At 68.9% G+C, this 24,827-nt stretch carries 20 protein-coding genes and 1 riboswitch; of the genes, 10 read left to right on the top strand and 10 right to left on the bottom strand.

Going from position 1 to position 24,827, the window contains the following annotated elements; all coding sequences use genetic code 11:
• Positions 1-22 precede the first annotated feature (22 nt).
• From G4Z16_RS08695 to G4Z16_RS08685, 3 genes are all read right to left on the bottom strand, one after another.
• A complete protein-coding gene (locus G4Z16_RS08695) occupies positions 23-793 on the bottom strand; it encodes a carbohydrate ABC transporter permease (RefSeq protein WP_246531245.1) in 771 nt (256 codons plus the stop codon).
• Between the two features lie 163 nt (positions 794-956).
• A complete protein-coding gene (locus G4Z16_RS08690; RefSeq protein ID WP_197350270.1) occupies positions 957-1,895 on the bottom strand; it encodes a carbohydrate ABC transporter permease in 939 nt (312 codons plus the stop codon).
• A gap of 16 nt (positions 1,896-1,911) precedes the next feature.
• The gene (locus tag G4Z16_RS08685; RefSeq protein ID WP_197350268.1) at positions 1,912-3,195 is read right to left on the bottom strand and encodes an ABC transporter substrate-binding protein; all 1,284 of its coding nucleotides are present in this window, start codon (positions 3,193-3,195) and stop codon (positions 1,912-1,914) included.
• Positions 3,196-3,386: 191 nt separating this feature from the next.
• On the opposite strand from G4Z16_RS08685, the gene G4Z16_RS08680 reads away from it, so the two are divergent.
• Positions 3,387-5,336: a cellulase family glycosylhydrolase gene (locus tag G4Z16_RS08680; protein ID WP_197350266.1), complete on the top strand. Its 1,950-nt coding sequence runs from the start codon at positions 3,387-3,389 to the stop codon at positions 5,334-5,336.
• 38 nt (positions 5,337-5,374) lie between these two features.
• The gene (gene manD, locus G4Z16_RS08675) at positions 5,375-6,616 is read left to right on the top strand and encodes a D-mannonate dehydratase ManD (protein WP_197350264.1); all 1,242 of its coding nucleotides are present in this window, start codon (positions 5,375-5,377) and stop codon (positions 6,614-6,616) included.
• Between the two features lie 49 nt (positions 6,617-6,665).
• On the opposite strand, the gene G4Z16_RS08670 is transcribed toward manD, so the two are convergent.
• The 6 genes from G4Z16_RS08670 to gcvT all read right to left on the bottom strand — a co-directional run bounded on the left by G4Z16_RS08670 (position 6,666) and on the right by gcvT (position 14,057).
• Positions 6,666-8,039, bottom strand: a complete 1,374-nt coding sequence (locus tag G4Z16_RS08670) for an ABC transporter substrate-binding protein (protein ID WP_425508061.1) — start codon at positions 8,037-8,039, stop codon at positions 6,666-6,668.
• Positions 8,040-8,465: 426 nt separating this feature from the next.
• On the bottom strand, positions 8,466-9,131 hold the full coding sequence (locus G4Z16_RS08665) for a class I SAM-dependent methyltransferase (RefSeq protein WP_246530747.1): 666 nt from the start codon (positions 9,129-9,131) through the stop codon (positions 8,466-8,468).
• A 379-nt stretch (positions 9,132-9,510) separates the two neighbouring features.
• Complete coding sequence (locus G4Z16_RS08660; protein WP_197350262.1) at positions 9,511-10,893, bottom strand: L-serine ammonia-lyase; 1,383 nt, start codon at positions 10,891-10,893, stop codon at positions 9,511-9,513.
• A gap of 86 nt (positions 10,894-10,979) precedes the next feature.
• Positions 10,980-12,254 (bottom strand): serine hydroxymethyltransferase, encoded by a 1,275-nt coding sequence (glyA, locus tag G4Z16_RS08655; protein WP_197350260.1) that lies wholly within the window; start codon positions 12,252-12,254, stop codon positions 10,980-10,982.
• Positions 12,255-12,383: 129 nt separating this feature from the next.
• Positions 12,384-12,764 (bottom strand): glycine cleavage system protein GcvH, encoded by a 381-nt coding sequence (gene gcvH, locus G4Z16_RS08650; RefSeq protein WP_197350258.1) that lies wholly within the window; start codon positions 12,762-12,764, stop codon positions 12,384-12,386.
• 138 nt (positions 12,765-12,902) lie between these two features.
• Positions 12,903-14,057, bottom strand: coding sequence for a glycine cleavage system aminomethyltransferase GcvT (gene gcvT / locus G4Z16_RS08645; protein ID WP_197350256.1), 1,155 nt, complete (start codon positions 14,055-14,057; stop codon positions 12,903-12,905).
• Positions 14,058-14,201: 144 nt separating this feature from the next.
• Positions 14,202-14,311, bottom strand: a riboswitch (glycine riboswitch).
• Between the two features lie 171 nt (positions 14,312-14,482).
• Here gcvT and G4Z16_RS08640 point away from each other — a divergent pair.
• The 8 genes from G4Z16_RS08640 (at position 14,483) to G4Z16_RS08605 (ending at position 23,593) form a co-directional block, all read left to right on the top strand.
• On the top strand, positions 14,483-15,253 hold the full coding sequence (locus tag G4Z16_RS08640) for an AAA family ATPase (RefSeq protein ID WP_246530746.1): 771 nt from the start codon (positions 14,483-14,485) through the stop codon (positions 15,251-15,253).
• An 81-nt stretch (positions 15,254-15,334) separates the two neighbouring features.
• Entirely contained in the window at positions 15,335-16,105 is a 771-nt protein-coding gene (locus G4Z16_RS08635; protein ID WP_197350254.1) for an enhanced serine sensitivity protein SseB, read from the top strand.
• A 249-nt stretch (positions 16,106-16,354) separates the two neighbouring features.
• Positions 16,355-17,113 carry an enhanced serine sensitivity protein SseB C-terminal domain-containing protein gene (locus tag G4Z16_RS08630; RefSeq protein WP_197350253.1) on the top strand — a complete coding sequence of 253 codons (759 nt, stop codon included), beginning with the start codon at positions 16,355-16,357 and terminating at the stop codon, positions 17,111-17,113.
• Between the two features lie 310 nt (positions 17,114-17,423).
• Positions 17,424-18,422: an ABC transporter permease gene (locus G4Z16_RS08625; protein ID WP_197350251.1), complete on the top strand. Its 999-nt coding sequence runs from the start codon at positions 17,424-17,426 to the stop codon at positions 18,420-18,422.
• 85 nt (positions 18,423-18,507) lie between these two features.
• Positions 18,508-20,277 (top strand): ABC transporter substrate-binding protein, encoded by a 1,770-nt coding sequence (locus G4Z16_RS08620; protein WP_197350249.1) that lies wholly within the window; start codon positions 18,508-18,510, stop codon positions 20,275-20,277.
• Positions 20,278-20,400: 123 nt separating this feature from the next.
• The gene (locus G4Z16_RS08615) at positions 20,401-21,399 is read left to right on the top strand and encodes an ABC transporter permease (protein ID WP_028435284.1); all 999 of its coding nucleotides are present in this window, start codon (positions 20,401-20,403) and stop codon (positions 21,397-21,399) included.
• Positions 21,396-22,496 (top strand): ABC transporter ATP-binding protein, encoded by a 1,101-nt coding sequence (locus G4Z16_RS08610; protein WP_197350247.1) that lies wholly within the window; start codon positions 21,396-21,398, stop codon positions 22,494-22,496. Before G4Z16_RS08615 ends, G4Z16_RS08610 begins: the two co-directional genes overlap by 4 nt.
• Positions 22,497-22,510: 14 nt before the next feature.
• Entirely contained in the window at positions 22,511-23,593 is a 1,083-nt protein-coding gene (locus G4Z16_RS08605) for an ABC transporter ATP-binding protein (RefSeq protein WP_197350245.1), read from the top strand.
• 97 nt (positions 23,594-23,690) lie between these two features.
• On the opposite strand, the gene G4Z16_RS08600 is transcribed toward G4Z16_RS08605, so the two are convergent.
• Positions 23,691-24,422 carry a transglycosylase SLT domain-containing protein gene (locus tag G4Z16_RS08600; protein WP_197350244.1) on the bottom strand — a complete coding sequence of 244 codons (732 nt, stop codon included), beginning with the start codon at positions 24,420-24,422 and terminating at the stop codon, positions 23,691-23,693.
• Between the last annotated feature and the right edge of the window lie 405 nt (positions 24,423-24,827).

The raw sequence follows: 24,827 nt of genomic DNA, 5'->3' as shown, positions 1-24,827 counted from the left end.
CTCGAACCCCGTGCCGCGTCATTCAGATCTTCACCGCACTGCCGATCATGGCGCCTTCCATGCGGCGCTGGAGGAACGCGTAGGCGACGTAGACGGGCAGAAGGGTCACCACCGTACCAGCGGCGAGAATGCCGAAATCCGTCTCCAGCGGGGAGCGCAGCGTGGGCACGGCGACCTGGATGGTGCGCTGCGCCTGGTCGGGACCGATGAGGACGAGCGAGTACAGGTACTCGTTCCAGTACGTCAGGAAGCTGAGGATCCCGACCGTGGCGACCCCCGGCACCACCATGGGCAGATAGACGCGGACGAGGATGGTCAGGCTGCCCGCGCCGTCCATCCGCGCCGCCTCCTCCACCTCCTGCGGCACGGTTCGCATGAACTGCGTCAGCAGGACGACCGCGAGCGGAAGGGACGTCGCCGGCAGGAAGAGGATCACGAACGTACGGGTGTGGAAGAGGTCCAGCTGCGCGGCGAGCAGGAAGGTGGGCACCAGCGCCGCGAAGGTCGGGATCAGGAAGCCGAGCGAGAAGGCGCGCTCGATGAGGGCCGCCGCCCGGCCTCCGGCGCGTGCGAGTGCGTACGAGGCCGGCAGAGCGAGCAGCAGGACGACCACGAGCGAAGAGACCGTGACGATCAGGGAGTTGAGGCTCGCCAGGTCCAGGCGCGCGTCGCTGACCGCCGAGGCGAACTTCCCGAAGGAGAGCGACGTGGGCGGGCTCAGCGGCGAGGCGAAGATCTGCGAGTTCGTCTTGAACGACGAGACCAGCAGGTAGTACAGCGGCAGCAGGAGCATCAACGCATAGAGCCAGGCGCACAGTTGGGCGGCGGTCCTACCGGCGCCGCGCGCCGGTACGGGGGCGGAGGAGCTGCGGGCGGCTGTCGAAGTCATGGCAAGTCCCGTGGGGCCGTGGGAGATCGGGGTTGTCGGACGGATGCTGAACGGAGGCAGGAGGGGCTCAGTACGACTGCCGGAAGGCCCGCCTGATGACGAGCATGCCGATCAGCCCGAAGACGAACAGCAGCACACCGGCCGCCTGGCTGTAGCCGAGGTCGGACTGGAGGAACGCCTTCTGGTAGACGAGGAAGGAGAGGTTCGTCGACGCGTTCCCCGGCCCGCCCTGCGTCAGCAGCAGCACGTTCTGGGCGGAGGTGAAGAGCGTCCACAGGAACTGGAGCATGACGGTCACGCCGACGTAGTCCTTGACCATGGGGAAGGCGATCCCCCACATGCGGCGCCAGTGGCCGGCGCCGTCCAACTCGGCGGCCTCGTACACCGATTCAGGTACGGCCGAGAGGCGGGCGGCGTACAGCGTCGCCGTGTAGCCGATGCCGGCCCATACGTCGATGGCGACGATGCAGCCGAATGCGGTCGAGGTGTCCGCGAGCCAGGTGTGGGTGAGTCCGTCGAGGCCCACGCCGGAGAGCAGATGGTTGATCATGCCGCGCGGGGCGAAGAGCCCGTAGAAGATCATGGCCTTGGCGGAGGCCGAGATGAGGGCCGGGGTGAAGACGATGACCCGCAGCACCTGGTAGCCGCGCGGCCGCGTCGAGATGTGGTAGCCGAGCATGAACGCCCCGACGATCATCACCGGTACGGCGACGGCGAGTTGGACGACGCTGTTGTGCACCGCTGACCAGAAGAGGCTGTCGGAGAGCACCGCCCTGTAGTTGTCCAGGCCGGCGAATCCGACGCGGGCGAGCATGCCGGGCCACCGCAGCAACGAGATGACGAAGATCGCCCCGATCGGGCCGATCATGAACACCGCGTACCAGAGCAGCGCGGGTACGGCCATCACGGTGGTGCGCGGCGCGCGCTGCGCACGGCTCCGGGGTCGCTTCGCGTCGCCCGACAGGTCGTGGGAGGCCGGAGTGCCGGGAATCGTGGTTGTCGCCATGGCGGTTCTCAACCCCTCAGCTTCGGTAAGCGACATCGAGGGCGCGGCAGATCTTCTGCGGGCTCGCGCCGGGAGAGAAGGCGATGGATGTCGCCCTGTTCAGCGGTGCGGACGCGGCGGCCGGGACGAAGCTGTCGGGCATGACCACACGCTCGACGTCATCACCCTCGGAGACCCGGTTCGACTTGGTCACGAGCGGGAATTTGGCCGATCCCTTCTGCTCGCGCAGGCCGAGGGCGAATCCGCTGTCGTCGATGAACCGCTGTACGGAGCTCTTGCGGTAGAGGAACTTCACGAGCTTCCCGACCTTGCCGATCTTCTTCCGCCCGTTGGGAGTGATCCAGATGCCGGTCGAGGTGGCGCCCGTATAGACGGACGGTTTGCTGTACTCGCCGTCCTCGGGCATCGGGAATCCGCCGACCTCGGTACGGCTGCCGACTCCCTTGGGCACGGCGGCGATCGTGGAGGTGAGGGCCGACATCATGGCGGCGCGCTCGCTGAAGTACTCGGCGTTCATCTCGTCGGCGGTGAAGCCCTGGGCCCCCTTGCCGAACAGGCCCGTGTCCCGCAGTTGCGCGAACAGTTTCAGGCCGCGCATTGCCTGCGGCTCGGCGCAGAATCCCGCCTTGGCGAACACCCGCTTTGCGACGGGCGGTTCCATGTAGCCCTGCATGATCTGCATCAGCAGCTTCTGCCCCGACCAGTCGTTGCCGCCGATGGCCATGGGAGTGATGTTCTTCGCCCGCAGTGCCTTCACCGTCTTGCGCAGTGCGGGCAGTGTCTGCGGTATCTCCTTGATGCCTGCCCGCGCCAGCAGCTTGGTGTTGAACAGGACCGGCCAGTTGAATCCCATCCAGGGGAAGCCGCGCACGCGGCCCTCGCTGTCGGTCCAGGCCTTGAGGGCGCCGGGGCGCACGCGGTCGGTGAGGTGCCACTCCTTCATGTACTTGTTCACGGGGAGCGTGGCGCCGAGTTCGGTCCAGGAGAAGGACTTGTCGTAGAGGTTCACGAGCATGACGTCGGCTTCCTTGTCCGCCAGCCGCGCCGTCTCGAAGACGTTGAAGATGTCGTCCGCGCTGTAGACGTTCTTGACCTCGGTCCCGGGGTTCTCGCGCTCGAACTCCCTTATGGCGGCGGCGTAGACGTCCGCGCCGGAGGTGCCGGGGGCGAATCTGCTGTGGACGACGAGGGTGTGCGGGTCGTCCGTCTTCGGGTCGAGCGGTCCTCCGCAGCCCGACAGCAGTCCTGAAAGCAGTGCCATGACGGCTGCGGTCGCGCACGCCGCCCACCGGATGTTCATCGGCTCTCCCCTTCCGGTCCGGGTGACCGTCCGTCCGTCCGTGTTAAACGTTCTACGAGGGATGGCAGCGGACCGTAGCAGCGACCGAGAAGGCATAACAATGGGTCGACAAGGAAGAAGTTAAACGATATACCGGGAGGGTCTTGGGAGGCGGCCGCGCAGGGCCGCGACAGTACGAGGAAGGGCAGGGCATGCAGCGCAACTCCGCGAAACTCGCCACCCCCGAGGGCGACCCGCTGCTGTGGGTCGGCGTCAACTACTGGTCCCGCACCGGCGGTCCGCTCATGTGGCGGAACTACGACGCCGCAGTGGTCGACGAGGAGCTGCGCACCATGCGCGACCACGGCATCACGATCACCCGCAGCTTCCTGTACTGGCCGGACTTCATGCCGGAGGAGAACACCCTCGATCCGGTGATGCTGGAGCGCTACGACGACTTCCTGGAGCGGCACGCCGCGCTGGGCATGCACACCATCCCCACCTTCCTCGTCGGGCACATGTCCGGGCAGAACTGGGACCCGGCCTGGCGCGGCGGGCGCGACGTCTTCGGCGACGCCTCCTTCGTCGCCCAGCAGGAGTGGTACGTGCGCGAGACGACCGCGCGCTGGAAGGACCACCCCGCCATCGCGGGCTGGCTGCTGACCAACGAGGTCCCCATCTACGCGGACTGGCCCTCGCGCGGCATCGGCACCCTCGACTCCGACGAGGTCACCGCCTGGGCCAAGACCCTTACCGGCGCGGTCCGTTCGGCCGGTGCCACCCAGCCCGTCTCCATCGGCGACGGAGCCTGGGGCGTGGAGACCTCCGGCGCGGACAACGGCTTCCGCATCCGCGACCTCGCGGAGCTCGTCGACTTCCACGGCCCGCACGTCTACCGCATGGAGACCGACGTCGTGCGCCAGCACCTGGGCGCCGCCTTCGTGTGCGAACTGCTCGACATCGGCGGAAAGCCCGTGATCATGGAGGAGTTCGGGCTGACGTCCGACTTCGTCTCCGAGGAGAACGCGGCCCACTACTACCGGCAGGTCCTCCACAGCACCCTGCTCGCCGGAGCCACCGGCTGGATGCCCTGGAACAACACGGACTACGACGCGCTGGAGAACCAGGAGCCCTACAGCCACCACCCGTTCGAGATGCACTTCGGTATCACCGACTGCGAGGGCCGGCCGAAGGAGCAGCTGCGCGAGGTCAAGCGCTTCACCGACGTGCTGCGGCGCACCGACGCCGCCCGGCTGAGCCGCCCCGCCACCCGGGTCGCGCTCGTCGTCTCCTCCTTCCTGGAGAAGATGTATCCCTTCACCCAGCCGGACGACCGCACCAGCATCCTCACCAACACCCGCCAGGCATACGTCGCGGCGCGCGAGGCCGACCTGGGCGTCGGCGTCGCCAGGGAGGCCGACGGCCTCCCAAGCGACTGCGCGCTGTACCTGCTGCCGTCGGCCAAGCAGCTCACGGCGCCCGGCTGGACCCGGCTGCGGGCGCTCGCGGAGGGCGGAGCAACCGTCTACGCCTCGTACTTCCTCGGCGAGCACATGAACCAGCGCGGCACGTGGTGGCCGAAGCTCGACGAGACCTTCGGAGTGCGCAAGAAGCTGCGCTACGGGCTCGCCGACCCCATCGAGGACGACGAGCTGCGCATGGTCTTCCAGAGCGACTTCGGCGGTATCGAGGCAGGCGAGGAGCTGGTCTTCCCCGTCGCGGGCACCGCGAACTCGCGCTCGTACCTGCCCGTCGAACCGGACGGCGCCGAGGTCCTCGCGACCGACTCCCACGGCCGTCCCGCACTGCTGCGCCGCCGCACCGGTACGGGCGCACTCGTCCTGTGCACGTATCCCGTCGAGCACATGGCCGCCGTCTCACCGGGCGTCAATCCGGAGCCGACCTGGCGGCTTTACGCGGCGCTCGCCGCCGAGGCCGGTGCCGTCCCGGAGGTGTCGGTGGCCGACCCGCGAGTCATGACCGGACGGATGGAACACGAGGACGGGCGGAGCTTCGTGTGGTTCATCAGCCAGCACGACGAGCCGCTCACGGCGGAGCCGGTGCTCACGGGCGGCGGGGCGCTGAAGGACCTCGACGGGGCCGGGCTCGACGCCGTCGAGCTGCCCCCGTACGGCGTGATCGTCGCCGAGATGACACCGTGAGCACCACAGGCACGTGATCAGGAGAGGAACAGAGCCAGATGAGGATCGAGTCCGCCGACACAGTCGTCACCAGCCCCGGGCGCAACTTCGTCACTCTGCGGCTGGTGACGGCCGACGGCATCACCGGCCTGGGCGATGCCACGCTCAACGGCCGTGAGCTGGCTGTCGCCTCGTACCTGAGCGACCACGTGGCGCCGCTGCTCATCGGCCGCGACGCGCGCAACATCGAGGACACGTGGCAGTACCTCTACCGCGGTGCGTACTGGCGGCGCGGCCCGGTCACGATGGCCGCGATCGCCGCCGTCGACACGGCCCTGTGGGACATCAAGGCCAAGGCGGCGGGCATGCCGCTGTACCAGCTGCTGGGCGGCGCGAGCCGACGCGGCGCCCTCGCCTACGGGCACGCCTCGGGGCGTGACATCCCCGAACTCCTCGACTCCGTACGCGCGCACCTCGATGACGGCTACCGCGCCATCCGCGTGCAGACCGGCATCCCCGGCCTCGGCTCCGTCTACGGTGTGGCCGCGTCCGGCGCGGGGTCGGGCGACCGCTACGACTACGAGCCGGCCCGCCGCACCGCCGGCGGCCCGTCCCTGCCGGTGGAGGAGACCTGGGACACCCGGGCCTATCTGCGTCATGTGCCGAGTGTCTTCGAGGCCGTACGCGAGGAGTTCGGGCCCGAGCTGCCGCTCCTGCACGACGGGCACCACAGGATGACGCCCATCCAGGCGGCGAAGCTCGGCAAGTCCCTCGAGCCCTATGACCTGTTCTGGCTCGAGGACGCCACACCCGGCGAGGACCAGGCCGCCCTGCGGCTGATCCGGCAGCACACCACCACGCCGCTCGCGATCGGCGAGGTCTTCAACTCGGTGCACGACTACACGACTCTGCTCAGCGAGCGGCTGATCGACTACGTGCGCTCCGCGATCACCCACACCGGCGGTGTCACCGCGATGAAGAAGCTGCTCGACCTCGCCGCCGTGTACGGCATCCGCTCCGGGATGCACGGGCCGACCGACATCTCACCGGTGGGCATGGCCGCGGCGCTCCATGTCGACCTGGCCGTGCACAACTTCGGCATCCAGGAGTACATGAGGCACTCGGCCGACACCCTGGAGGTCTTCCGCACCTCCTACACCTTCGAGGAGGGACTGCTGCGTCCGTCCGAGAACCCCGGGCTCGGCGTCGAGCTCGACACGGACGCGGCGGCCCGCTTCCCGTACGAGCCCGCCTATCTGCCCGTGAACCGGCTCACCGACGGGACCGTCCACGACTGGTGAGCCGCGGCGGTCCGCCGGTGAGGGTGCGTGCGTCGGGGGCGCGGGCCGGTCAGCGCCTCTCGTACCGGGCGCCGACCTTCCGGGCCTCGCGCTGCGACTTCCGCAGAGCCGCGGTCACGGACTGCTCCCCCTCGATCGCGGCGCTCAGCTCCCGGGAGACATGGTCACCGAGGCCGGTGAACTCCGGGACACCGACGAACTGGATGCCGAGGGTGGGCCGCTTCTGCACGCCGGGCCTGCGCGGATCGGCCTCTCGGATCGCCTTCTCGGTCGCGTCGCCGAAGGCGGCCGCGGCCCGCTTGTACTGCGGACGGTCGAACGTCGACTCGCGCTTCCCGGCGGGCACGTTCTCCCAGCCGATCTCGCGGCCGACGAGGCTCTCGTACTCCTTGCTCGACGCCCAGGACATGAACTCCCATGCCGAACGGGGCTGTTCGGTCGACTTCTGCATGCCCCACGCCCAGGTGTAGAGCCATCCCGAGGACCTGGTCTCCTCGATCGGCGCCGGCGCGTAGCCGATCTTGCCCTTGACGGGTGATCCGTCGGCCTCCAGGGGGCCGGCGCCGGCCGTCGCGTCGTACCACATCGCCGACTTGCCGTTCTTCATGTTGCGCAGGCAGTCGGCGTAGCCGGACTTCGTGGGGTTCTCCTGGCCGTGTTCACGTACGAGGCCGACGTAGAACCGCGCCGCTTCCGTGAAGCCGTTGTCGGTGAGCCTGGCGTTCCAGTCCCTGTCGAACCACGTGCCGCCGAAGGTGTTCACCACCGTCGTCAGGGGAGCTGCCATCTCGCCCCAGCCCGGCAGGCCGCGCAGGCAGATGCCGCTCATGCCCTTCCCGGGGCGGTCGGCACGCTCGGCCAGCGCGGCGATCTGGCTCCAGGTGGGCTTCTCGGGCATCTCCAGGCCGAGCTCGCGGAAGACGTCCTTGCGGTACATCAGGAACGAGGACTCCCCGTAGAAGGGCTCCGCGTAGACCTTGCCGTCCGCTCCGCTCAGGGAGAGCTGGATCGGCAGCATGATGTCGCTCTGGCCGAAGGAACGGTCCTTGGTGATGAAGGAGTCCAGGGGTCTGAGCCAGCCGCGGCGTGCGAAGTCCCGAGTCTCGAAATTGCTGATGGTCGCGACGTCGTAGCGGCCGGACCGGAGGGCGAAGTCGGAGTGGACCTCCTTGCGGACCTCGTTCTCCGGCAGCGTGGTGAAGTGGACGTCGATGCCCGTCCTCTTCGTGAAGTGCTGAGCGGTGAGCTTCTTCAGCTCCAGCATCTGCGGGTTGTCGACCATCAGGACTTTTAAGGACTTCTTCTCCGGCCGCTCCTCGTCCTGCGAGCTGCATGCCGTGAGCAGGCTCGCCGTGACGGCTGCCGCGGCGACGATCCTTACCGTCCTTCCTCTGCATCCGGGTGTGAACCGGGACTTGAACACAGGGCTCTCCTCGTCGTGGTCCTGGCGCGACCCTGCGAGGGGTGTCCGACGGCACCCGGGAGTTCCGAGGCACCCGGACGCAGCGAGACGCCGATCATGCGGAGAGTTCTACATGCCCGTGATGGTCGGGAAACAGTCCGAATGGCCGCCAATCCTGCCTGCATCTGCCCGAGTTGAGGACGGGTTCGAGTCGGCTGACCAGCGGAGAGAGGGCGGCGTCCCGTCGAGGGGTGCCCGTTTCCCGCTCCCGGGATGCCCGTTCCGCTTCCGCAGGTAGGACACTGGCCTAGTCCAAGTCCCGTCGCTACGCGGGTAGTTGACGAACGAGGGTGTGGCGAAGACCCTTCCCAGGTCTTCGCCACACCCTCGCGATTCCGTCACTGGGCGCGGGAGCCGGACGTTCCCCGGCCCGCGCCGTAAGCGGGTTCAGCCCACCGTCGTCGCGTCGGCGACACCCTCCGAGGCCCGGCTTGCCGGAACCACGGCCTCCCGGTGGGACGCGGTCGTCCTGGGGCGCCTCGCGTGGTAGACGAGCGCGGGCGGCAGATTGCGCCACACCGTGCGGCCCGGCACCACCTCTTCGAAGGTGGAGTGCAGCAGCTCCCTGAAGCGCAGAGCCGAGGACAGCCGCAGGGCATGGACATAGCCGAACGTGGTGAACGCTCCGTCCGGCGCGAGCACATGGCTCACGGCCGAGAGGATCTCGCGCTGCACGTCGTTGGAGAAGGACGCCCAGGGAAGGCCGCTGACGACCACGTCAGCCTTCTCCAGGCCCCGTTCGGTGAGCAGCTGCGGCAGCGCGGAGGCGTCGGCGTGGAGCACCTCCACCTTGCGGCAGCGCCATCGCAGCTGGTCGGCCAGCCGCGGATTCGCCTCGATGGCAAGCTGGCGTCCGCGACCGCTCAGCTGTTCCTCGATGATGCTGGTGACCACCCCTGTTCCTGGGCCCAGTTCGACCACGACCGGGTCGCCGAGCTCGGGTACGGGTGCGGTCACTGCCGCGGCGAGTTTCGGGGAGCTGGGGGCCACCGCGCCGATGTCGGCGGGCGATCGCAGGAACTCGCGCAGCATCGTGCCGGTCTCGCTCGTCAACGTTCTTTGCCTCTCGGGGACGTCAAGGGCTCGAGACCGGCCAGGTGGGCAGCCCTTCAGTGGCTGACATGAGGGGCTGCGGCGGGGAACGGACGACCTCGCGTGGACCACCGTACCCATGGATCCGCAGATCACGGCCATACCGGGGGAGCTAATGGTCGGTAACCCATCTGACCTGTGGATTCGTGCTCAGATCCACGGGGTGCCGTATGCGGAGCATCTCCCCGAAACGGCCGGGCGGCCGCTGATGCCGCAGTCGTGGGCGGAGTGGAGGGAAAGGGGAGGAAGCGGACGATCGGGGGTGTGATTCCAGCCACAGCCCGTGCGAGGGGCAACGGGCCCGGTCCACCCGTCCCGGCGGTGCGGGCCCGATGCGGGGTCAGCACTCGATGACGTTGACCGCGAGCCCACCCCGGGCCGTCTCCTTGTACTTGACCTTCATGTCGGCACCGGTGTCCTTCATCGTCTTGATCGCCTTGTCGAGCGAGACGTGGTGCCGGCCGTCGCCGCGCAGTGCCATGCGGGCGGCGGTGACGGCCTTCACGGCCGCCATGCCGTTGCGCTCGATGCAGGGGATCTGGACGAGCCCGCCGATCGGATCGCAGGTCAGCCCGAGGTTGTGCTCGATGCCGATCTCCGCGGCGTTCTCCACCTTCTCCGGGCCTCCGCCCAGCACCTCGGCCAGGCCGCCGGCCGCCATGGAGCAGGCCGAGCCCACCTCGCCCTGGCAGCCGACCTCGGCGCCGGAGATCGAGGCGTTCTCCTTGAAGAGCAGCCCGACGGCGCCCGCGGCAAGGAGGAAGCGGACGATGCCGTCCTCGTCGGCGCCCGGCACGAACTCGGTGTAGTAGTGCAGGACGGCCGGGATGATGCCCGCCGCGCCGTTGGTGGGAGCCGTGACGACGCGCCCGCCGGCGGCGTTCTCCTCGTTCACCGCCATCGCGTAGAGCGTCAGCCACTCGGTCGCGTGCGTCTCCCGGCTGCCCTCCGCCCGCAGCTGGCGAGCGGCGGTGGCCGCCCTGCGGCGCACCTTCAGGCCGCCCGGCAGGATGCCCTCGCGGCTCAGTCCGCGGGCGACGCAGGCCCGCATGACCTCCCAGATCTCCAGCAGTCCGGCACGGATCTCCTCCTCCGTGCGCCAGGCCTTCTCGTTCTGGAGCATCAGCTCCGAGACGGACAGGCCCGTCTCCCTTGTGAGCCGCAGCAGCTCGTCGCCGGTGCGGAAGGAGTGCTTCAGTTCGGTGTCGTCGAGCTTGATGCGGCCCGATCCGGCAGCGTCCTCATCGACGACGAAGCCGCCGCCCACCGAGTAGTACGTCTTCTCCAGAAGCGTGGCACCGGAGGCGTCGTAGGCGAAGAGCGTCATCCCGTTCGCGTGGTACGGGAGCGAGCGGCGCCGGTGCAGGATCAGCTGGGACTGCTCGTCGAAGGCGATCTCGTGGGCGTCCCCTATCTCCGTGGCCAGCAGCCGCAGCCGCTTCGAGGTCCGGATCCGCTCGACCTCGTCGTCGGCGCCCTCGACGTCGACGGTGCGCGGTGCCTCGCCCTGGAGCCCGAGCAGCACGGCCTTCGCGGTGCCGTGCCCGTGCCCGGTGGCGCCGAGCGACCCGTACAGCTCCGCCTTCACGGATGCCGTGTGGGCCAGCACGCCCTCGTTCTTCAGCCGCACGGCGAACATGCGGGCAGCGCGCATCGGACCGACCGTGTGCGAACTGGACGGGCCGATGCCGATCGAGAAGAGGTCGAAGACGGAGACCGCCATGGCAGGCGCCTCCTTTCCGTGCGGGGCCCGTGCTGTGGCCGGATGACCGGTGCCGCGGCGCGGACCGCGCCGCGGCACCGGGCCTGTTACTTGCCCAGGCCGGGGTAGAGGGGGTGCTTCTCGGTGAGCGCCGTGACGCGGGCGCTCAGGGACTTGGCCTTGTCCTCGTCGAAGCGGGGGAGCAGCGCCTCGGCGATGATGTCGGCGACCTCGCGGAAATCCTCCTCCTGGAAGCCCCGGGTCGCCAGCGCGGGCGTCCCGATGCGAAGGCCGGAGGTGACCATGGGCGGGCGGGGGTCGTTCGGCACGGCGTTGCGGTTCACGGTGATGCCGATCCCGTGCAGCCTGTCCTCGGCCTGCTGGCCGTCCAGTTCGCTGTTGCGCAGGTCGACGAGGATCAGGTGCACGTCCGTGCCGCCGGAGAGTACGGAGACGCCCGCGTCCACCGCGTCCTGCTGCAGCAGCCGCTCGGCCAGCAGCCGGGCACCGGTGAGGGTCCGCTGCTGGCGCTCCTTGAACTCGTCGGAGGCCGCGATCTTGAACGACACGGCCTTGGCCGCGATGACGTGCTCCAGCGGGCCGCCCTGCTGGCCGGGGAAGACCGCGGAGTTGATCTTCTTGGCGTACTCCTTCGTGGAGAGGATCACGCCGCCGCGCGGGCCGCCGAGCGTCTTGTGCGTGGTCGTGGTCACGACGTCCGCGTACGGCACCGGAGAGGGGTGCAGCCCGGCCGCCACCAGACCCGCGAAGTGCGCCATGTCGACCATGAGCAGGGCGCCGACCTCGTCAGCGACGCGGCGGAAGGCGGCGAAGTCCAGCTGCCGCGGGTAGGCGGACCAGCCGGCGATGATCATCTGCGGCCGGTGCTCGCGCGCCAGCCTGCCGACCTCGTCCATGTCGACCTGGCTGGTCTTCTCGTCGACGTGGTAGGCGACGACGTTGTAGAGCTTGCCGGAGAAGTTGATCTTCATGCCGTGCGTGAGGTGACCGCCGTGCGCCAGGTCCAGGCCCATGATCGTGTCACCGGGCTTGAGCAGCGCGAACATCGCGGCGGCGTTCGCGGACGCGCCGGAGTGCGGCTGTACGTTGGCTGCCTCCGCCCCGAAGAGCGCCTTGATGCGCTCGCGCGCGATGTCCTCGATGACGTCGACGTGTTCGCAGCCGCCGTAGTAGCGACGCCCCGGGTAGCCCTCCGCGTACTTGTTGGTGAGGACGGAGCCCTGGGCCTCCAGGGAGGCGACGGGCGCGAAGTTCTCCGACGCGATCATCTCGAGGGTGGACTGCTGGCGGTGGAGTTCGGCGTCGACGGCGGCGGCGACGTCCGGGTCCACCTCGTGGAGAGAGCTGTTCAGAAGCGACATGGAACCATCCCTGGTGGCAGGCCGGTCGGGCACATTGGCGGACATACGGCGTTCAGTCGTTGCTGCTCGGGCGTAGGGGGCCGCTCTCGCGGCTCCGGGCGACAGGGGCCGGTCGGTGCGGGCCCGGCGTCAGCTTCCGGCGGTGAACGAGGCGTACTCGTCGGCCGTCAGCAGACCCTCCGGCTCGTCCGTGACACGCACCTTGAACAGCCAGCCGCCCTCGAACGGGGAGGAGTTGACCAGCGCCGGGTCGTCCACGACATCCTGGTTGATCTCGGTGATCTCGCCGGAGACCGGCGCGTAGAGGTCGCTGACCGACTTGGTCGACTCCAGCTCGCCGCAGGGTTCGCCCGCGGTCACCGTGTCCCCGTTCTCGGGAAGCTGGACGAAGACGACATCGCCGAGCGCGTCGGCGGCGTGCGCCGTGATGCCGACCGTCGAGACGCCGTCATCGGCGGCCGACAGCCACTCGTGCTCCTTGCTGTAACGCAGCTGCTGCGGGTTGCTCATGGTGCGATTCTCCTGGATGAGAGGGGAACGGAGGGAATCAGTCTTGGTCAGTGGGACGCAGGACACGTCGAGCGGCGCGGGCCACGCCGCGGTCCGGCGCCGGGGAGGCGGGCACGGGTCGTCCCGCCGGCGCCCTTGTCAGCGTTGCCGCTTGTAGAAGGGGAGCGCCACGACCTCGTACGGCTCGTGGCTGCCGCGGATGTCCACCGCGACCCCCTCGGTGCCGGGCTCCGCGAACGCCGGGTCGACGTACGCGATGGCGATGGGCTTGCCGAGGGTGGGCGACGGGGCTCCCGAGGTCACCTCGCCGATCACCGAACCGTCCGCGGCGGAGACCACCTCGTACCCGGCACGCGGGACCCTCCTGCCCTCGGCGATCAGCCCGACGAGCTTGCGCGGCGGCGACGTCTCGGCCTGACCGGCGGCGGCCTCCAGCGGCTCGCGCCCGACGAAGGCACCGTCGTTGGTGGTCTTCTCGAACTTCACGATCCGGCCCATGCCCGCGTCGAACGGCGTGGTCCGCGTGGTCAGTTCGTGCCCGTACAGCGGCATCCCCGCCTCGAGGCGGAGCGTGTCACGGCAGCTCAGGCCGCACGGCACGAGGCCCGCGGGGGCACCCGCCTCGGTGAGCGCCTCCCACACGGCCACGGCGTCGGAGGGGGAGACGAACAGCTCGAAGCCGTCCTCGCCGGTGTATCCCGTACGGGCGATGAGTGCGTCCCGGCCGGCGACGGTGCCCGGCAGCCCCGCGTAGTACTTCAGCCCCTCCAGGTCGGCGTCCGTGACGCCCTTGAGGATGCCGGCGGCCTCCGGGCCCTGCACGGCGATCAGCGCGTAGGCGTCCCGGTCGTCGCGCACCTCGGCGCCGAAGCCGGCGCTGCGCTCACGCAGTGCGTCCAGCACGGTCTGCGCGTTGGAGGCGTTGGCGACGACCATGTACGTGTCCTCGCCGGTGCGGTAGACGATCAGGTCGTCGAGGATGCCGCCCGAGGCGTCGCACAGCATGGTGTAGCGGGCGCGTCCGACCGACAGCCGGGAGAGGTGGCCGACCAGCGCGTAGTCCAGCAGTTCGCCGGCCTGTTGCCCGGTGACGGTGATCTCGCCCATGTGCGAGAGGTCGAAGAGACCCGCGCGCGTGCGCACGGCGACGTGCTCGTCCCGCTCGCTGCCGTAGCGCAGGGGCATGTCCCAGCCGGCGAAGTCGGTCATCGTCGCGCCGAGCGCGCGGTGTACCGCGTCGAGGGCGGTTGTGCGCGGGCCGCCGCCGGTGGCCCCGCTGTCGGTCTCGCTCATGTCAGGCTCCCGTGACTCGGTGACGCGGATGTCCTCCCCATCTGTCATCGGAACCTGAGAGGTTCGCCACGAGCCCTCGTGCACGGGCGGTGGCTTGCACCTTGGGTGGAGCCGCCTGTGGGCGGCCCGCTTTTCAGATCTGCCTCGTCCTGCGCGGTATCGGTGCCTGAGAGATTCAAGGGAGGACTTGCTCCTTCGGCGCCCCGGCGGGACCGCGCTCCGAGCGCGGCCGGGAACTCTCCCGCGTGGATTCAAACGGCCGGTATCCAGTTGACTGGCCCGCTCATCATGGCACGGCGGCGAAGAGGCGTCGACGGTGCATGGCTTCGGCCGGCTGCGATGCCGCCTTGCTGCGCATTACCATTTCTTGACACTCTCGGAGGCGAGCCGCCGGACGGCGGCCATATCCGGGGAGGGGCGATCAGGTGGGCAGCCTGCGCAGTGCGTACGCGACCGTGACCGGCTGGGGGTACTCGCCCTCCGGCCAGGCCAAAGACGCCGCCGACTCTCCTGTACGGGCGGCGGCGCCGCCACCGGCGCCCGTCGAGACGGCTGTTGCGGGCACCCAGGCGCCCGTCGAGGCCGGTGCCACGGCCGTTCCGGCGGACTCACCCCCGCCCGCCGCCTCCGTGGACCTCCGCGGTACGGCCGCCCGGCGGACGTTGCGGTATCCGACCGGTGACCGCGTCGTCGTCTCCGGGCTTCCGGGCAGCGGCAAGTCGACGCTGATCCGACGCGTCCTCGCCCTCCAGGACACCGTCCGCCGCATCGACTCCCAGGACGTGCGCGAGCGTTGGGGGTCCGCGCTGCCGCGCTGGCTGCCGTACGCCGCGTACCGTCCCCTCGCCCGCATCGCGCACTACGCGGGGCTGCGGCGGGCGCTCTCCTCCGGCGCGAGCGTGGTCGTGCACGACTGCGGCAGCCAGGCGTGGGTGCGCAACTGGCTCGGCCGGGACGCCCTCCGGCGCGGCCGCGCCCTCCACCTCGTCCTGCTGGACGTGCCGGTGGCGACGGCGCTGCGCAGTCAGGCCGAGCGCGGACGCACCGTCTCCGGCTACGCGTTCATGCGCCACCGCAGGGCCGTGCGGCGGCTGATCGTGAACGCGGAGTCCGGGCGGCTGCCGCGCGGATGCCAGTCGGTGGTCCTTCTGGACCGGGGCGCCGCGGGAGCACTCGCCGGCATCTCCTTCGAGTAGCAACGCGCGGAAGGCGCACGCCCGGCGCGCACGGCCGGACCGCTCGCAACCCGCTGTGACCACCGCACTAGGGTGGCGGTCATGACCATTCCTCAGCAGTACGGACCGGGCCATGGCGGAGGCTGGCCCGGCAACGAGCTGGAGGAGGCACTCGCCGCCTCCCTCGAAGTGCCAGGCGCCGGTGCCCGGCTGCTTGAGGTGCTCGGACGCAGCAGCGTCTGGGTGCCGCTGCCCGAGGGCGGCGGCCCCGACAGTCCCGACCTGGATCTGCCGACCGTGGAGCTCAACGGCGGCGTCTACGTTCCCGTCTTCAGTTCCGAGCAGCAGTTCCTGCAGGTCGTCGGGAGCCATATGTCCTTCACCGTCGCGCCCGCACGCGAATTCGCCCGCGGGCTGCCCCCCCAGGTGGGCATCGCCGTGAACCCGGAGGGCACCGTCGGCATGCCGCTGCCGCCCGAGGCCGTCGCCGAGCTGTGCGCCAACACCCCGGGTGAGCAGGCCGCGTGGGGCGTGGCGCGCGGCGCGCGGGTGCGGCTCTACGAGCCGGACTGGCAGGAGGAGCCCGTGGACTTCCTCGCCGCCGCGGCCGGGGAGTTCGCCGTCCTGCCGTGGATGCGCGCGGCCCGCCGCGCACTCGCGAGCTCCGAGGGGGATCCGCCGTCGCTGTTCGTCGGCGTCGAGCTGGACCACCTGGACCCGGACATCCGGCAGGCCGCGCACGACGCGCTCGCGCGTGCGCTGGGCCGCGCGCAGGTCAGATGGCCGGTTCAGCTCGTGCTGATGGACGCCGCCCAGGACCCGGTCGTCGACTGGATGCGGCACTGCGTGCGGCCCTTCTACACCCGGGACTGAGGTCCGGGTCCCTACGGGCCCGCTCCGCCCCAGGACGTAGCGCTTCAGCACGACGCCCCGTGTCGGTCCCTGCTCGTAAGCTGGTTTGATGACGGGGACAACGGGGAGGGCCGCGTTCGCGGGCCCGGTACAGATCATTGAGAAGGACGGCTTCCTCACCGGCCGCGCCGCCCGGGAGTGCCTCCCGGGCAGGAGGCTCTGGGGGAGGCCGGCGAAGCGTCGGAGCGGTTCCGGTGGAAGGACGGCCAGGTGAGCGCGGGTGCAGGCGTCGAGCAGCTGCTGGGGCAGGTGTCGCCGGGGAGGTACGACACCTATGAGGCGCTGCTCGATGCGCTCACCGACGGCGAAGTGTGGATGCTGCTCTGGAACGGACGTCCGGGCGCGCCGGACGCCCAGTACGGAAACATGGAGGTCGGCGGGTATGGCTACGCCCCCTGCGTGAGTTCCGCCCAGGAGCTGGCCGTCTCCGGCTGGGACCGCTCGCACGAGATCGTCAGCGGCCGTGAGATCGCCGCCGCGCTCTTCCCGGAGCGCTGGGGGATCTGGCTCAACCCGCACGCCCCGGGCGGCGGGGTCGGCATCCCGTGGCTCGACCTGCGGCGCATCGCCCTGGGCTTGGACCAGTTGCCCGCGGGGCCGCTGCGCATCAGCGAACCGAGCCTGGACGTCGCGCAGTTCTACGCGCTGCTGAGCCAGAACGCACATCGCACGCCCGTCGTGCGTTCCCTGCGCCGCGCCTGGGTGCAGCCGGCACTCGGCGCCGGCTATCTCGCGATCGGCCTCGACCTGTACGACACGGGCCGGCAGGCCGTGGAGTCGGCGCAGCAGATGATGCGTCAGTCGGTGGCGGCCGTCCCTGAGGGGCTGCCGGTCTCCAGTGTCGCGATGTCGGACGACTACGACCCGGTGGCGATGTGGCTGCGGCGCAATTCGCGGCCATTCTTCGATCGTGACGTGCCGACGGCCGACGCCGCTCCTGGGCACGGCTACGGATTCCCCCGCTCCTGACGCCCGTCCGCCCGGTCGGTACGCAACCGGACTTCCTCCAGGGATGCCTGGTGGAAGGAAGCGCAGGTGGGCGGTTGTCCACGCGCATTGACGGGATTCCGATAGTCGCCAGTTGCCGTTCGTATAACGGAATCTGACGCGTCACATCACAGTTGAGCATCCTTTCCCCGGGGGGACTGGCGGGTGATCGCATGGCCGATGAGACTCCCGAGCGTTGAGGCATCGGCCTTGTGAACGTGCGAATTGCGAACTGGCCGCTACAGCGGCGGGCGTGGCTGGTCACCCCCGGCCGAGAGAGGGTTTCCCCACGATGACGGCACCACTGCACGACACGTCCGCGGAGACCGCGCCCGTCGACCCGGCACTCGGTGGCGTGGAAGGCAAGTCCATCGAAGGGCGCTCCCTCGGACGGATCGCGTGGAACCGCCTCAAGCGGGACAAGGTGGCACTCATCGGCGGCGGCGTCGTCCTGGTGCTCATCCTGGTCGCGTTCTTCGCGCCGTTCATCGTGAGCCTGCTGGGACATCCGCCGGACGAGCACCACGAAGAGCTGATCGACCCGCTCTTCCAGACTCCCAAGGGTGCGCTCGGCGGTATCAGCGGTGAGCATCTCCTGGGCGTCGAACCGGGCAACGGCCGCGACATCTTCAGCCGCATCGTCTACGGCGCGCGCGTCTCGCTGCTCGTCGGCTTCCTCTCGGCCGTGGTCGCCGTCGTCGTCGGAACCGTGCTCGGCGCTCTCGCCGGTTACTTCGGCGGCTGGCTCGACGCGGTCATCAGCCGCGTGATGGACATGCTGCTGGCCTTCCCCCAACTGCTGTTCATCATCTCGCTGATCTCCGTGGTGCCGAACGAGATGTTCGGGCTGACGGGCACGGGCGTACGGCTCACCGTCATGATCCTGGTGATCGGCTTCTTCGGGTGGCCCTACATCGGCCGCATCGTGCGCGGCCAGACGCTCTCGCTCCGCGAGCGGGAGTACGTGGAGGCGGCGCGCAGCCTCGGAGCGGGGCGGCGCTACATCCTCTTCAAGGAACTGCTGCCGAACCTGATCGCGCCGATCACCGTGTACACCACGCTCATGATTCCCACCAACATCCTCACCGAGGCCGCCCTCAGCTTCCTCGGCGTGGGCGTCAAGCCGCCGACCGCCTCCTGGGGGCAGATGCTCTCCCAGGCTGTGCGCTATTACGAGACGGATCCGATGTTCATGGTGGTGCCGGGTGTGGCCATCTTCATCACCGTTCTCTCCTTCAACCTCTTCGGCGACGGCGTGCGCGACGCGCTGGACCCCAAGGGTTCCCGATGACCCCCACACCACCAGGCGTGTCCTGGTTCTGTCCCCGGCCCGGCGCAGCCGTGCGGGCCGTGACCTACACCGGAGGATGCAGATCGTGACAACCCAACGCTCATCGAGGCGCAGGATCGCCGCGTCGGCCGTCGCGGTCGCGGCCCTCCTGACCACCGCAGCTTGCGGTGGCGGCGGCAGTGACAGCGAGGGCGACGGCAAGGCGCCCGGATTCAACGCGGCCAAGGCGAAGACGGCCAACCCGTCCAACAAGAAGGGCGGGACGCTGAAGTTCATCGGCACCCAGGACGCCGACTCCTGGGACACGACCCGTGGTTACTACGGGTTTGCCTGGGACTTCATGCGCTACTACAGCCGCACCCTGGTCAGCAGCAAGCCCGTAGCCGGCAAGGAGAGTTCGGAGCTCGTCCCGGACCTGGCGAAGTCCAAGGCGAAGATCACGGACGGCGGCAAGACCTACACGTACGAGCTGCGCGACGGCATCACCTGGGAGGATGGCAAGCCCATCACCTCCAAGGACATCAAGTACGGCATCGAGCGGCAGTGGGCGCAGGACGTCCTCTCCGGCGGTCCCATCTACCTGAAGGACACGCTCGACCCGGACGGCAAGTACAAGGGCCCCTACAAGGACAAGGCCAAGGACAAGCTCGGCCTGGACGCCATCGAGACGCCCAGCGACAACAAGATCATCTTCCATCTGCCCAAGCGCAACGGTGACTTCGAGCAGATGCTGGGCATGCCTTCGGCCTCCCCGGTTCGCCAGGACAAGGACACCAAGTCCAAGTACGGCCTGAAGCCCTTCTCCAGCGGCCCGTACAAGTTCGAGTCGTACACGCCGAACAAGAAGCTCACGCTCGTCCGCAACCCCGAGTGGAAGAAGTCCTCGGACTCCATCCGCAAGGCCCTCCCGGACAAGGTCACCGTCACCCTGTTGACCAACGCCGACGAGATGGACAAGCGCCTCATCAACGGTGACTACGACCTGGACATCAACGCCACCGGCATGGAGGCGGCAGGCCGTGAGAAGGCGCTGAAGGAGCACAAGGGCAACGTCGACAACCCGAGCACGGGTTACATCCGTTACGCGGTCTTCCCGCAGATCGTGAAGCCCTTCGACAACATCCACTGCCGCAAGGCGATGATCTACGGATCGGACCACAAGTCGATCCAGAACGCGCGCGGTGGCCCGCTCGCCGGCGGTGACATCGGCACCAACATGCTGCCGGCGCTCGTCCCGGGCTCCGACCTGAAGTTCGACCCGTACGGCATCGCCAAGAACCAGGGCGCGGCCGACGTGCAGAAGGCCAAGGCCGAGCTGAAGAAGTGCGGCAAGCCGAACGGCTTCAAGACCACCATCGCGGTCCGCAACAACAAGCAGGTCGAGGTCGCCTCCGCCGAGGCCATGCAGGCGTCGCTCAAGAAGATCGGCATCACTGCCGAGGTCGACGAGTACGACGGCGCGCAGACCACCGGCATCATCGGTAACCCCGACGTGGTCAAGAAGAAGAACTACGGGATCATCATCATGGGTTGGGGCCCGGACTTCCCGTCCGGCCAGGGGTACGGCATGCCGCTGTGGCACAGCAAGTACATCCTGGACAACGGCAACAACAACTACGCCATGATCGATGACAAGAAGATCGACGGCATGTTCGCCGACGCGATCGCCGAACTCGACAAGAACAAGGCGGCCGAGAAGTACGCGGCCATCAACGCCGAGGTCATGAAGGGCGCTTACTACCTGCCCTTCACGTTCGAGAAGAACATCATCTGGCGCTCCAGCAGGCTGACCAATGTCGGCACGACCGACGCGTACAGCGGTCGTTACGACTACGCCGTGCTCGGCGTCAAGTGATCCGTCCGACCCCGCCGGCGCACCCGCCGCCAGTCACGAAGGGCAGGTGAGGGCCGCAGTGGTGGCCCGGTGAACACTCCGATGACCTCGGGGAGTTCACCGGGCCCCACCGGGCCGGAAGCAGTGCTCACATATCTCATCAGGCGGCTCTTCGCCGTCGTAGTGATGCTGATCGTCGTCATGCTGGCGGTGTTCGGCATCTTCTTCCTGATCCCGAAGTGGACGGGGGTCGACCCCGCCACGATGTTCGTCGGCAAGCAGGCCGATGCCGCCGCGCTGGAGGGCATCAGGCAGAAGCTCGGCCTGGACGACCCGATCCTCGTCCAGCTCTTCGACTTCTTCCGCGGCATCCTCGTCGGACGGGACTACGTCAGCGCGGGCGACACCATCCACTGCTCCGCGCCGTGCTTCGGGTACTCCTTCAAGACCGAGCAGGCCGTCTGGCCGATCCTCGCCGACCGGCTGCCCGTCACCCTGGGCCTCGCCGTCGGTGCCGCGATCATCTGGCTGGTCATCGGTCTGGCCGCCGGCGTCGTCTCCGCGCTGCGCCGCGGCTCCATCTGGGACCGCATGGCCATGAGCCTCGCCCTCAGCGGCGTCTCGCTGCCCATCTACTTCACCGGCCTGCTCTCGCTGGCGATCTTCTCCTACGGGCTGGGGCTGGTCAGCAACGAGTACACGCCGATCGAGGAGAGCTTCACCGCGTGGTTCAGCGGGATGACCCTCCCCTGGCTGACCCTGGCGTTCCTCTTCGGCGCCATGTACGCCCGGCTCACGCGCGCCACCATGCTCGAGGTGATGGGCGAGGACTACATCCGCACCGCCCGCGCCAAGGGCGTTCGCGAGCCGGTCGTCATCCGCAAGCACGCCATGCGCTCCACGATGACCCCGATCATCACGCTCCTCGGCGTCGACCTCGGAGCCCTCATGGGTGGTGCGATCCTCACCGAGACGACCTTCAGCCTTCCAGGACTCGGCCAGGCCGTGCTGAAGGCGATCGGGGAGAAGGACCTGCCGCTGATCCTCGGCGTCACGCTGATCACCGCCTCGGCGGTGGTCGTGGCGAACCTCATCGTGGACCTGCTGTACGGCGTGATCGACCCCCGAGTGAGGCTCGCATGACGGAAACGCACAAGACGGGTACCTCGGCGGTCGGCGAACCCGTCGCCGACCGGGCGCCCGCCCGCTCCTTCCTCGAAGTGCGCGATCTGCACGTGCACTTCCCCACGGAGGACGGCCTGGTCAAGTCCGTCGACGGGCTCTCCTTCCAGCTGGAGAAGGGCAAGACGCTCGGCATCGTGGGCGAGTCCGGCTCGGGTAAGTCCGTCACGTCGCTCGGCGTCATGGGCTTGCACACCGTCGGGCAGTACGGGCGGCAGAAGGCGCGGCTGTCGGGCGAGATCTGGCTCGACGGACAGGAACTCCTGTCCGCGGACCCGGACTCGGTGCGCAGGCTGCGCGGCCGCGAGATGGCGATGATCTTCCAGGACCCGCTCTCCGCGCTCCACCCGTACTTCACCATCGGCAGCCAGATCATCGAGGCGTACCGCGTCCACCACGACGTGGACAAGAAGACGGCCCGCAAGCGTGCTGTCGAACTCCTCGACCGCGTCGGCATCCCTCAGCCGGACCAGCGCGTCAACAGCTATCCGCACGAGTTCTCGGGCGGCATGCGGCAGCGCGCGATGATCGCGATGTCCCTGGTGAACAACCCCGAGCTGCTGATCGCCGACGAGCCGACGACCGCCCTGGACGTCACCGTGCAGGCGCAGATCCTCGACCTGATCAGGGATCTGCAGAAGGAGTTCGGCTCCGCGGTCATCATCATCACGCACGACCTGGGCGTCGTCGCCGAGCTCGCCGACGACATCCTCGTGATGTACGGGGGCCGCTGCGTCGAGTACGGGACCGCCGAGCAGGTCTTCTACCAGCCGCAACACCCGTACACCTGGGGTCTGCTCGGCTCGATGCCGCGCATCGACCGCGCGCAGGGCGAACGGCTCATCCCCGTCAAGGGCTCACCGCCCAGCCTGATCAACATCCCGAAGGGCTGCGCGTTCAACCCGCGCTGCCCCTACGCGGATGTACCCAAGGGCAATGTCACGCGCACCGAACGGCCCGAGCTGCAGGACGTGGGCGGCGGCCACCTGTCCGCCTGCCACCTGGACCGCACGGACCGGGACCGGATCTGGAACGAAGAGATTGCCCCGAAGCTGTGAGTGAGGACGAGCAGATGACGATCCCGTCCCAGCGCGTGACGGACGCCGTGCAGACCAAGGCCGACCCGGAGCCGGGCGAGTCGCTGCTGAAGGTGAGCGGCCTGAAGAAGCACTTCCCGATCACCAAGGGGATCCTCAAGCGGCAGGTCGGTGCGGTCAAAGCTGTCGACGGCATCGACTTCGACGTGCGGGCGGGGGAGACGCTGGGCGTCGTCGGCGAGTCCGGCTGCGGCAAGTCCACGATGGGCAGGCTGATCACGCGGCTGCTGGAGCCGACCGCCGGCGCCATCGAGTTCGAGGGCAGGGACATCACGCACCTCGGCGTGAGCGGCATGCGCCCGCTGCGGCGCGACGTCCAGATGATCTTCCAGGACCCGTACTCGTCGCTGAACCCCCGGCACACCGTCGGCGCGATCGTCAGCGCCCCCTTCAAGCTCCAGGGCGTCGCCCCCGAGGGCGGTGTGAAGAAGGAGGTGCAGCGGCTGCTGGACCTGGTCGGCCTGAACCCGGAGCACTACAACCGCTACCCCCACGAGTTCTCCGGCGGGCAGCGGCAGCGCATCGGCATCGCCCGCGCCCTCGCCCTCAACCCGAAGCTCGTGGTCGCTGACGAGCCGGTCTCGGCCCTGGACGTGTCCATCCAGGCGCAGGTCATCAACCTGCTGGACGACCTGCAGGACGAGCTCGGCCTCACGTACGTGATCATCGCGCACGACCTCTCGGTGATCCGCCACGTATCGGACCGGATCGCGGTCATGTACCTCGGCAAGATCGTGGAGCTGACCGACCGGAGGTCGCTGTACGAGTCGCCCATGCACCCGTACACGCGGGCGCTGCTCTCGGCCGTCCCCGTCCCCGACCCGCGGCGCAAGGCGCAGGGCGGACGTGACCGCATCCTGCTCCAGGGCGACGTGCCCTCGCCGATCAAGCCGCCGAGCGGCTGCCGCTTCCACACCAGGTGCTGGAAGGCGACGCAGATCTGCAAGACGGCCGAGCCGCCGCTGGTCTCCCTGGCCCCCGGACACGAGGCTGCCTGCCACCACCCGGAGAACGCTCCGGACCAGCACCCCGAGGACAGCACGCCGGTCGCCGGCTAGGGGGAGATCCGAGCGACAGGCCCTGGACGCCGGCGCGCAGAGACGCGCAGAAGGGCGGCTGCGTGACCGCAGCCGCCCCTTGCCGTTCCGCGCCGGATCAGTACGCGGAGTTCACGTTGTCCATGGACCCGTACTTGTCGGCCGCGTAGTTGCAGGCGGCGACGATGTTGGCGACCGGGTCGGTCACCTCATGCTTGGTGCCCTTGACGTGGTACTGGTCGAACGTGGGCTGAATGGTCTGGAGCAGACCCTTCGAAGGCGTGCCCTTCTGGGCGTTGATGTCCCAGTCGTTCATCGCGTTCGGGTCACCACCGGATTCACGGAGGATGTTCTTCTTGATGCCCTGGTGCGAGCCCGGGATGCCCTCTTCCTTCATGACGGCACGGGCCTGCTTGATCCAGCCGTCCAGGCTTTCGCCGCGGGTCGTGCGGTCGGCCTTCGTGCTGGCACGGGCCTCCTTGGCCTTCTCGGCCTGCTTGGCCTTCTTGGCCTGCTGAGCCTTCTCGCTCTGGTCAGTCTTGTCGGCCTTCGCGGCCGGCTTGGCTGCGGAGACCTGCTTGGTCTCCTCACCCTTCACGAGGGTCTTGGCCGGAGCGTGGCTGCGCGTGTTGTCGGTGGTGTGATCGCCCGTCGCGGCCTTGGCGGCCTTCGTCGACGGGTGGTCGGCCACGTTCACCGAATGTCCGGCAACCGGCTTGGCCTGGCCCCGGTCCGTGTGGGCGTCCGAGTGACCGGGCGCCGCGCCGGCGAGGGCAGCGATTCCTGCGGCGGCCGCAAGGCCGACAGCGGCGGACTTCTGGGTCCTGGTCAGGCGGTTGGGGATGCGCATGGAAGAGCGAATACCTTTCGTTGGCTGCGTCGCGTATTTGCCGGATCGGCGGTGGCGCCGAGTTCGGTTCCCGGCGCGAAGCGACGCTGCCATTGGTAAAGGCTGGTGATGCCGGTGCCAAATATGTGACCTACTATGCGGCTACGGACCGAAATGAGGTTGCGTATTCGGACATCTTGGATGGAACCGTTGAAATGCCGCCGGAGCCGGAGGGGTGGCGGGAGGTGTCCACTAAGCCGGTTCGAATGTGACGTGGGTCTTATGCGCCGCCTCACATTCCGCGGGTTCCGGATGGACGCTGCGTGGTGAAGGAATCACATTCCGGTTTCCTGGTGTCACCCTTTGTCCCATTTCGTCGCCGAACGGCATCGCCGCAGCTCGGAGGCGTGTCCAGGGGCTGCCGCA

This window comes from Streptomyces bathyalis, from assembly GCF_015910445.1.
Taxonomy (GTDB): Bacteria; Actinomycetota; Actinomycetes; order Streptomycetales; family Streptomycetaceae; genus Streptomyces; species Streptomyces bathyalis.
Note: the sequence above shows the minus strand (reverse complement) of the source record. Positions and strands in the feature narration are given on the sequence as shown.

Coding starts and splice junctions, on each gene's coding strand:
- G4Z16_RS08625 (WP_197350251.1), top strand. CDS start 17,424: ATGACGGCACCACTGCACGACACGTCCGCGGAGACCGCGCCCGTCGAC.
- G4Z16_RS08600 (WP_197350244.1), bottom strand. CDS start 24,422: ATGCGCATCCCCAACCGCCTGACCAGGACCCAGAAGTCCGCCGCTGTC.
- G4Z16_RS08690 (WP_197350270.1), bottom strand. CDS start 1,895: ATGGCGACAACCACGATTCCCGGCACTCCGGCCTCCCACGACCTGTCG.
- G4Z16_RS08660 (WP_197350262.1), bottom strand. CDS start 10,893: ATGGCGGTCTCCGTCTTCGACCTCTTCTCGATCGGCATCGGCCCGTCC.
- G4Z16_RS08680 (WP_197350266.1), top strand. CDS start 3,387: ATGCAGCGCAACTCCGCGAAACTCGCCACCCCCGAGGGCGACCCGCTG.
- gcvH (WP_197350258.1), bottom strand. CDS start 12,764: ATGAGCAACCCGCAGCAGCTGCGTTACAGCAAGGAGCACGAGTGGCTG.
- G4Z16_RS08635 (WP_197350254.1), top strand. CDS start 15,335: ATGACCATTCCTCAGCAGTACGGACCGGGCCATGGCGGAGGCTGGCCC.
- G4Z16_RS08605 (WP_197350245.1), top strand. CDS start 22,511: ATGACGATCCCGTCCCAGCGCGTGACGGACGCCGTGCAGACCAAGGCC.
- glyA (WP_197350260.1), bottom strand. CDS start 12,254: ATGTCGCTTCTGAACAGCTCTCTCCACGAGGTGGACCCGGACGTCGCC.
- G4Z16_RS08685 (WP_197350268.1), bottom strand. CDS start 3,195: ATGAACATCCGGTGGGCGGCGTGCGCGACCGCAGCCGTCATGGCACTG.
- G4Z16_RS08695 (WP_246531245.1), bottom strand. CDS start 793: ATGCTCCTGCTGCCGCTGTACTACCTGCTGGTCTCGTCGTTCAAGACG.
- gcvT (WP_197350256.1), bottom strand. CDS start 14,057: ATGAGCGAGACCGACAGCGGGGCCACCGGCGGCGGCCCGCGCACAACC.
- manD (WP_197350264.1), top strand. CDS start 5,375: ATGAGGATCGAGTCCGCCGACACAGTCGTCACCAGCCCCGGGCGCAAC.
- G4Z16_RS08610 (WP_197350247.1), top strand. CDS start 21,396: ATGACGGAAACGCACAAGACGGGTACCTCGGCGGTCGGCGAACCCGTC.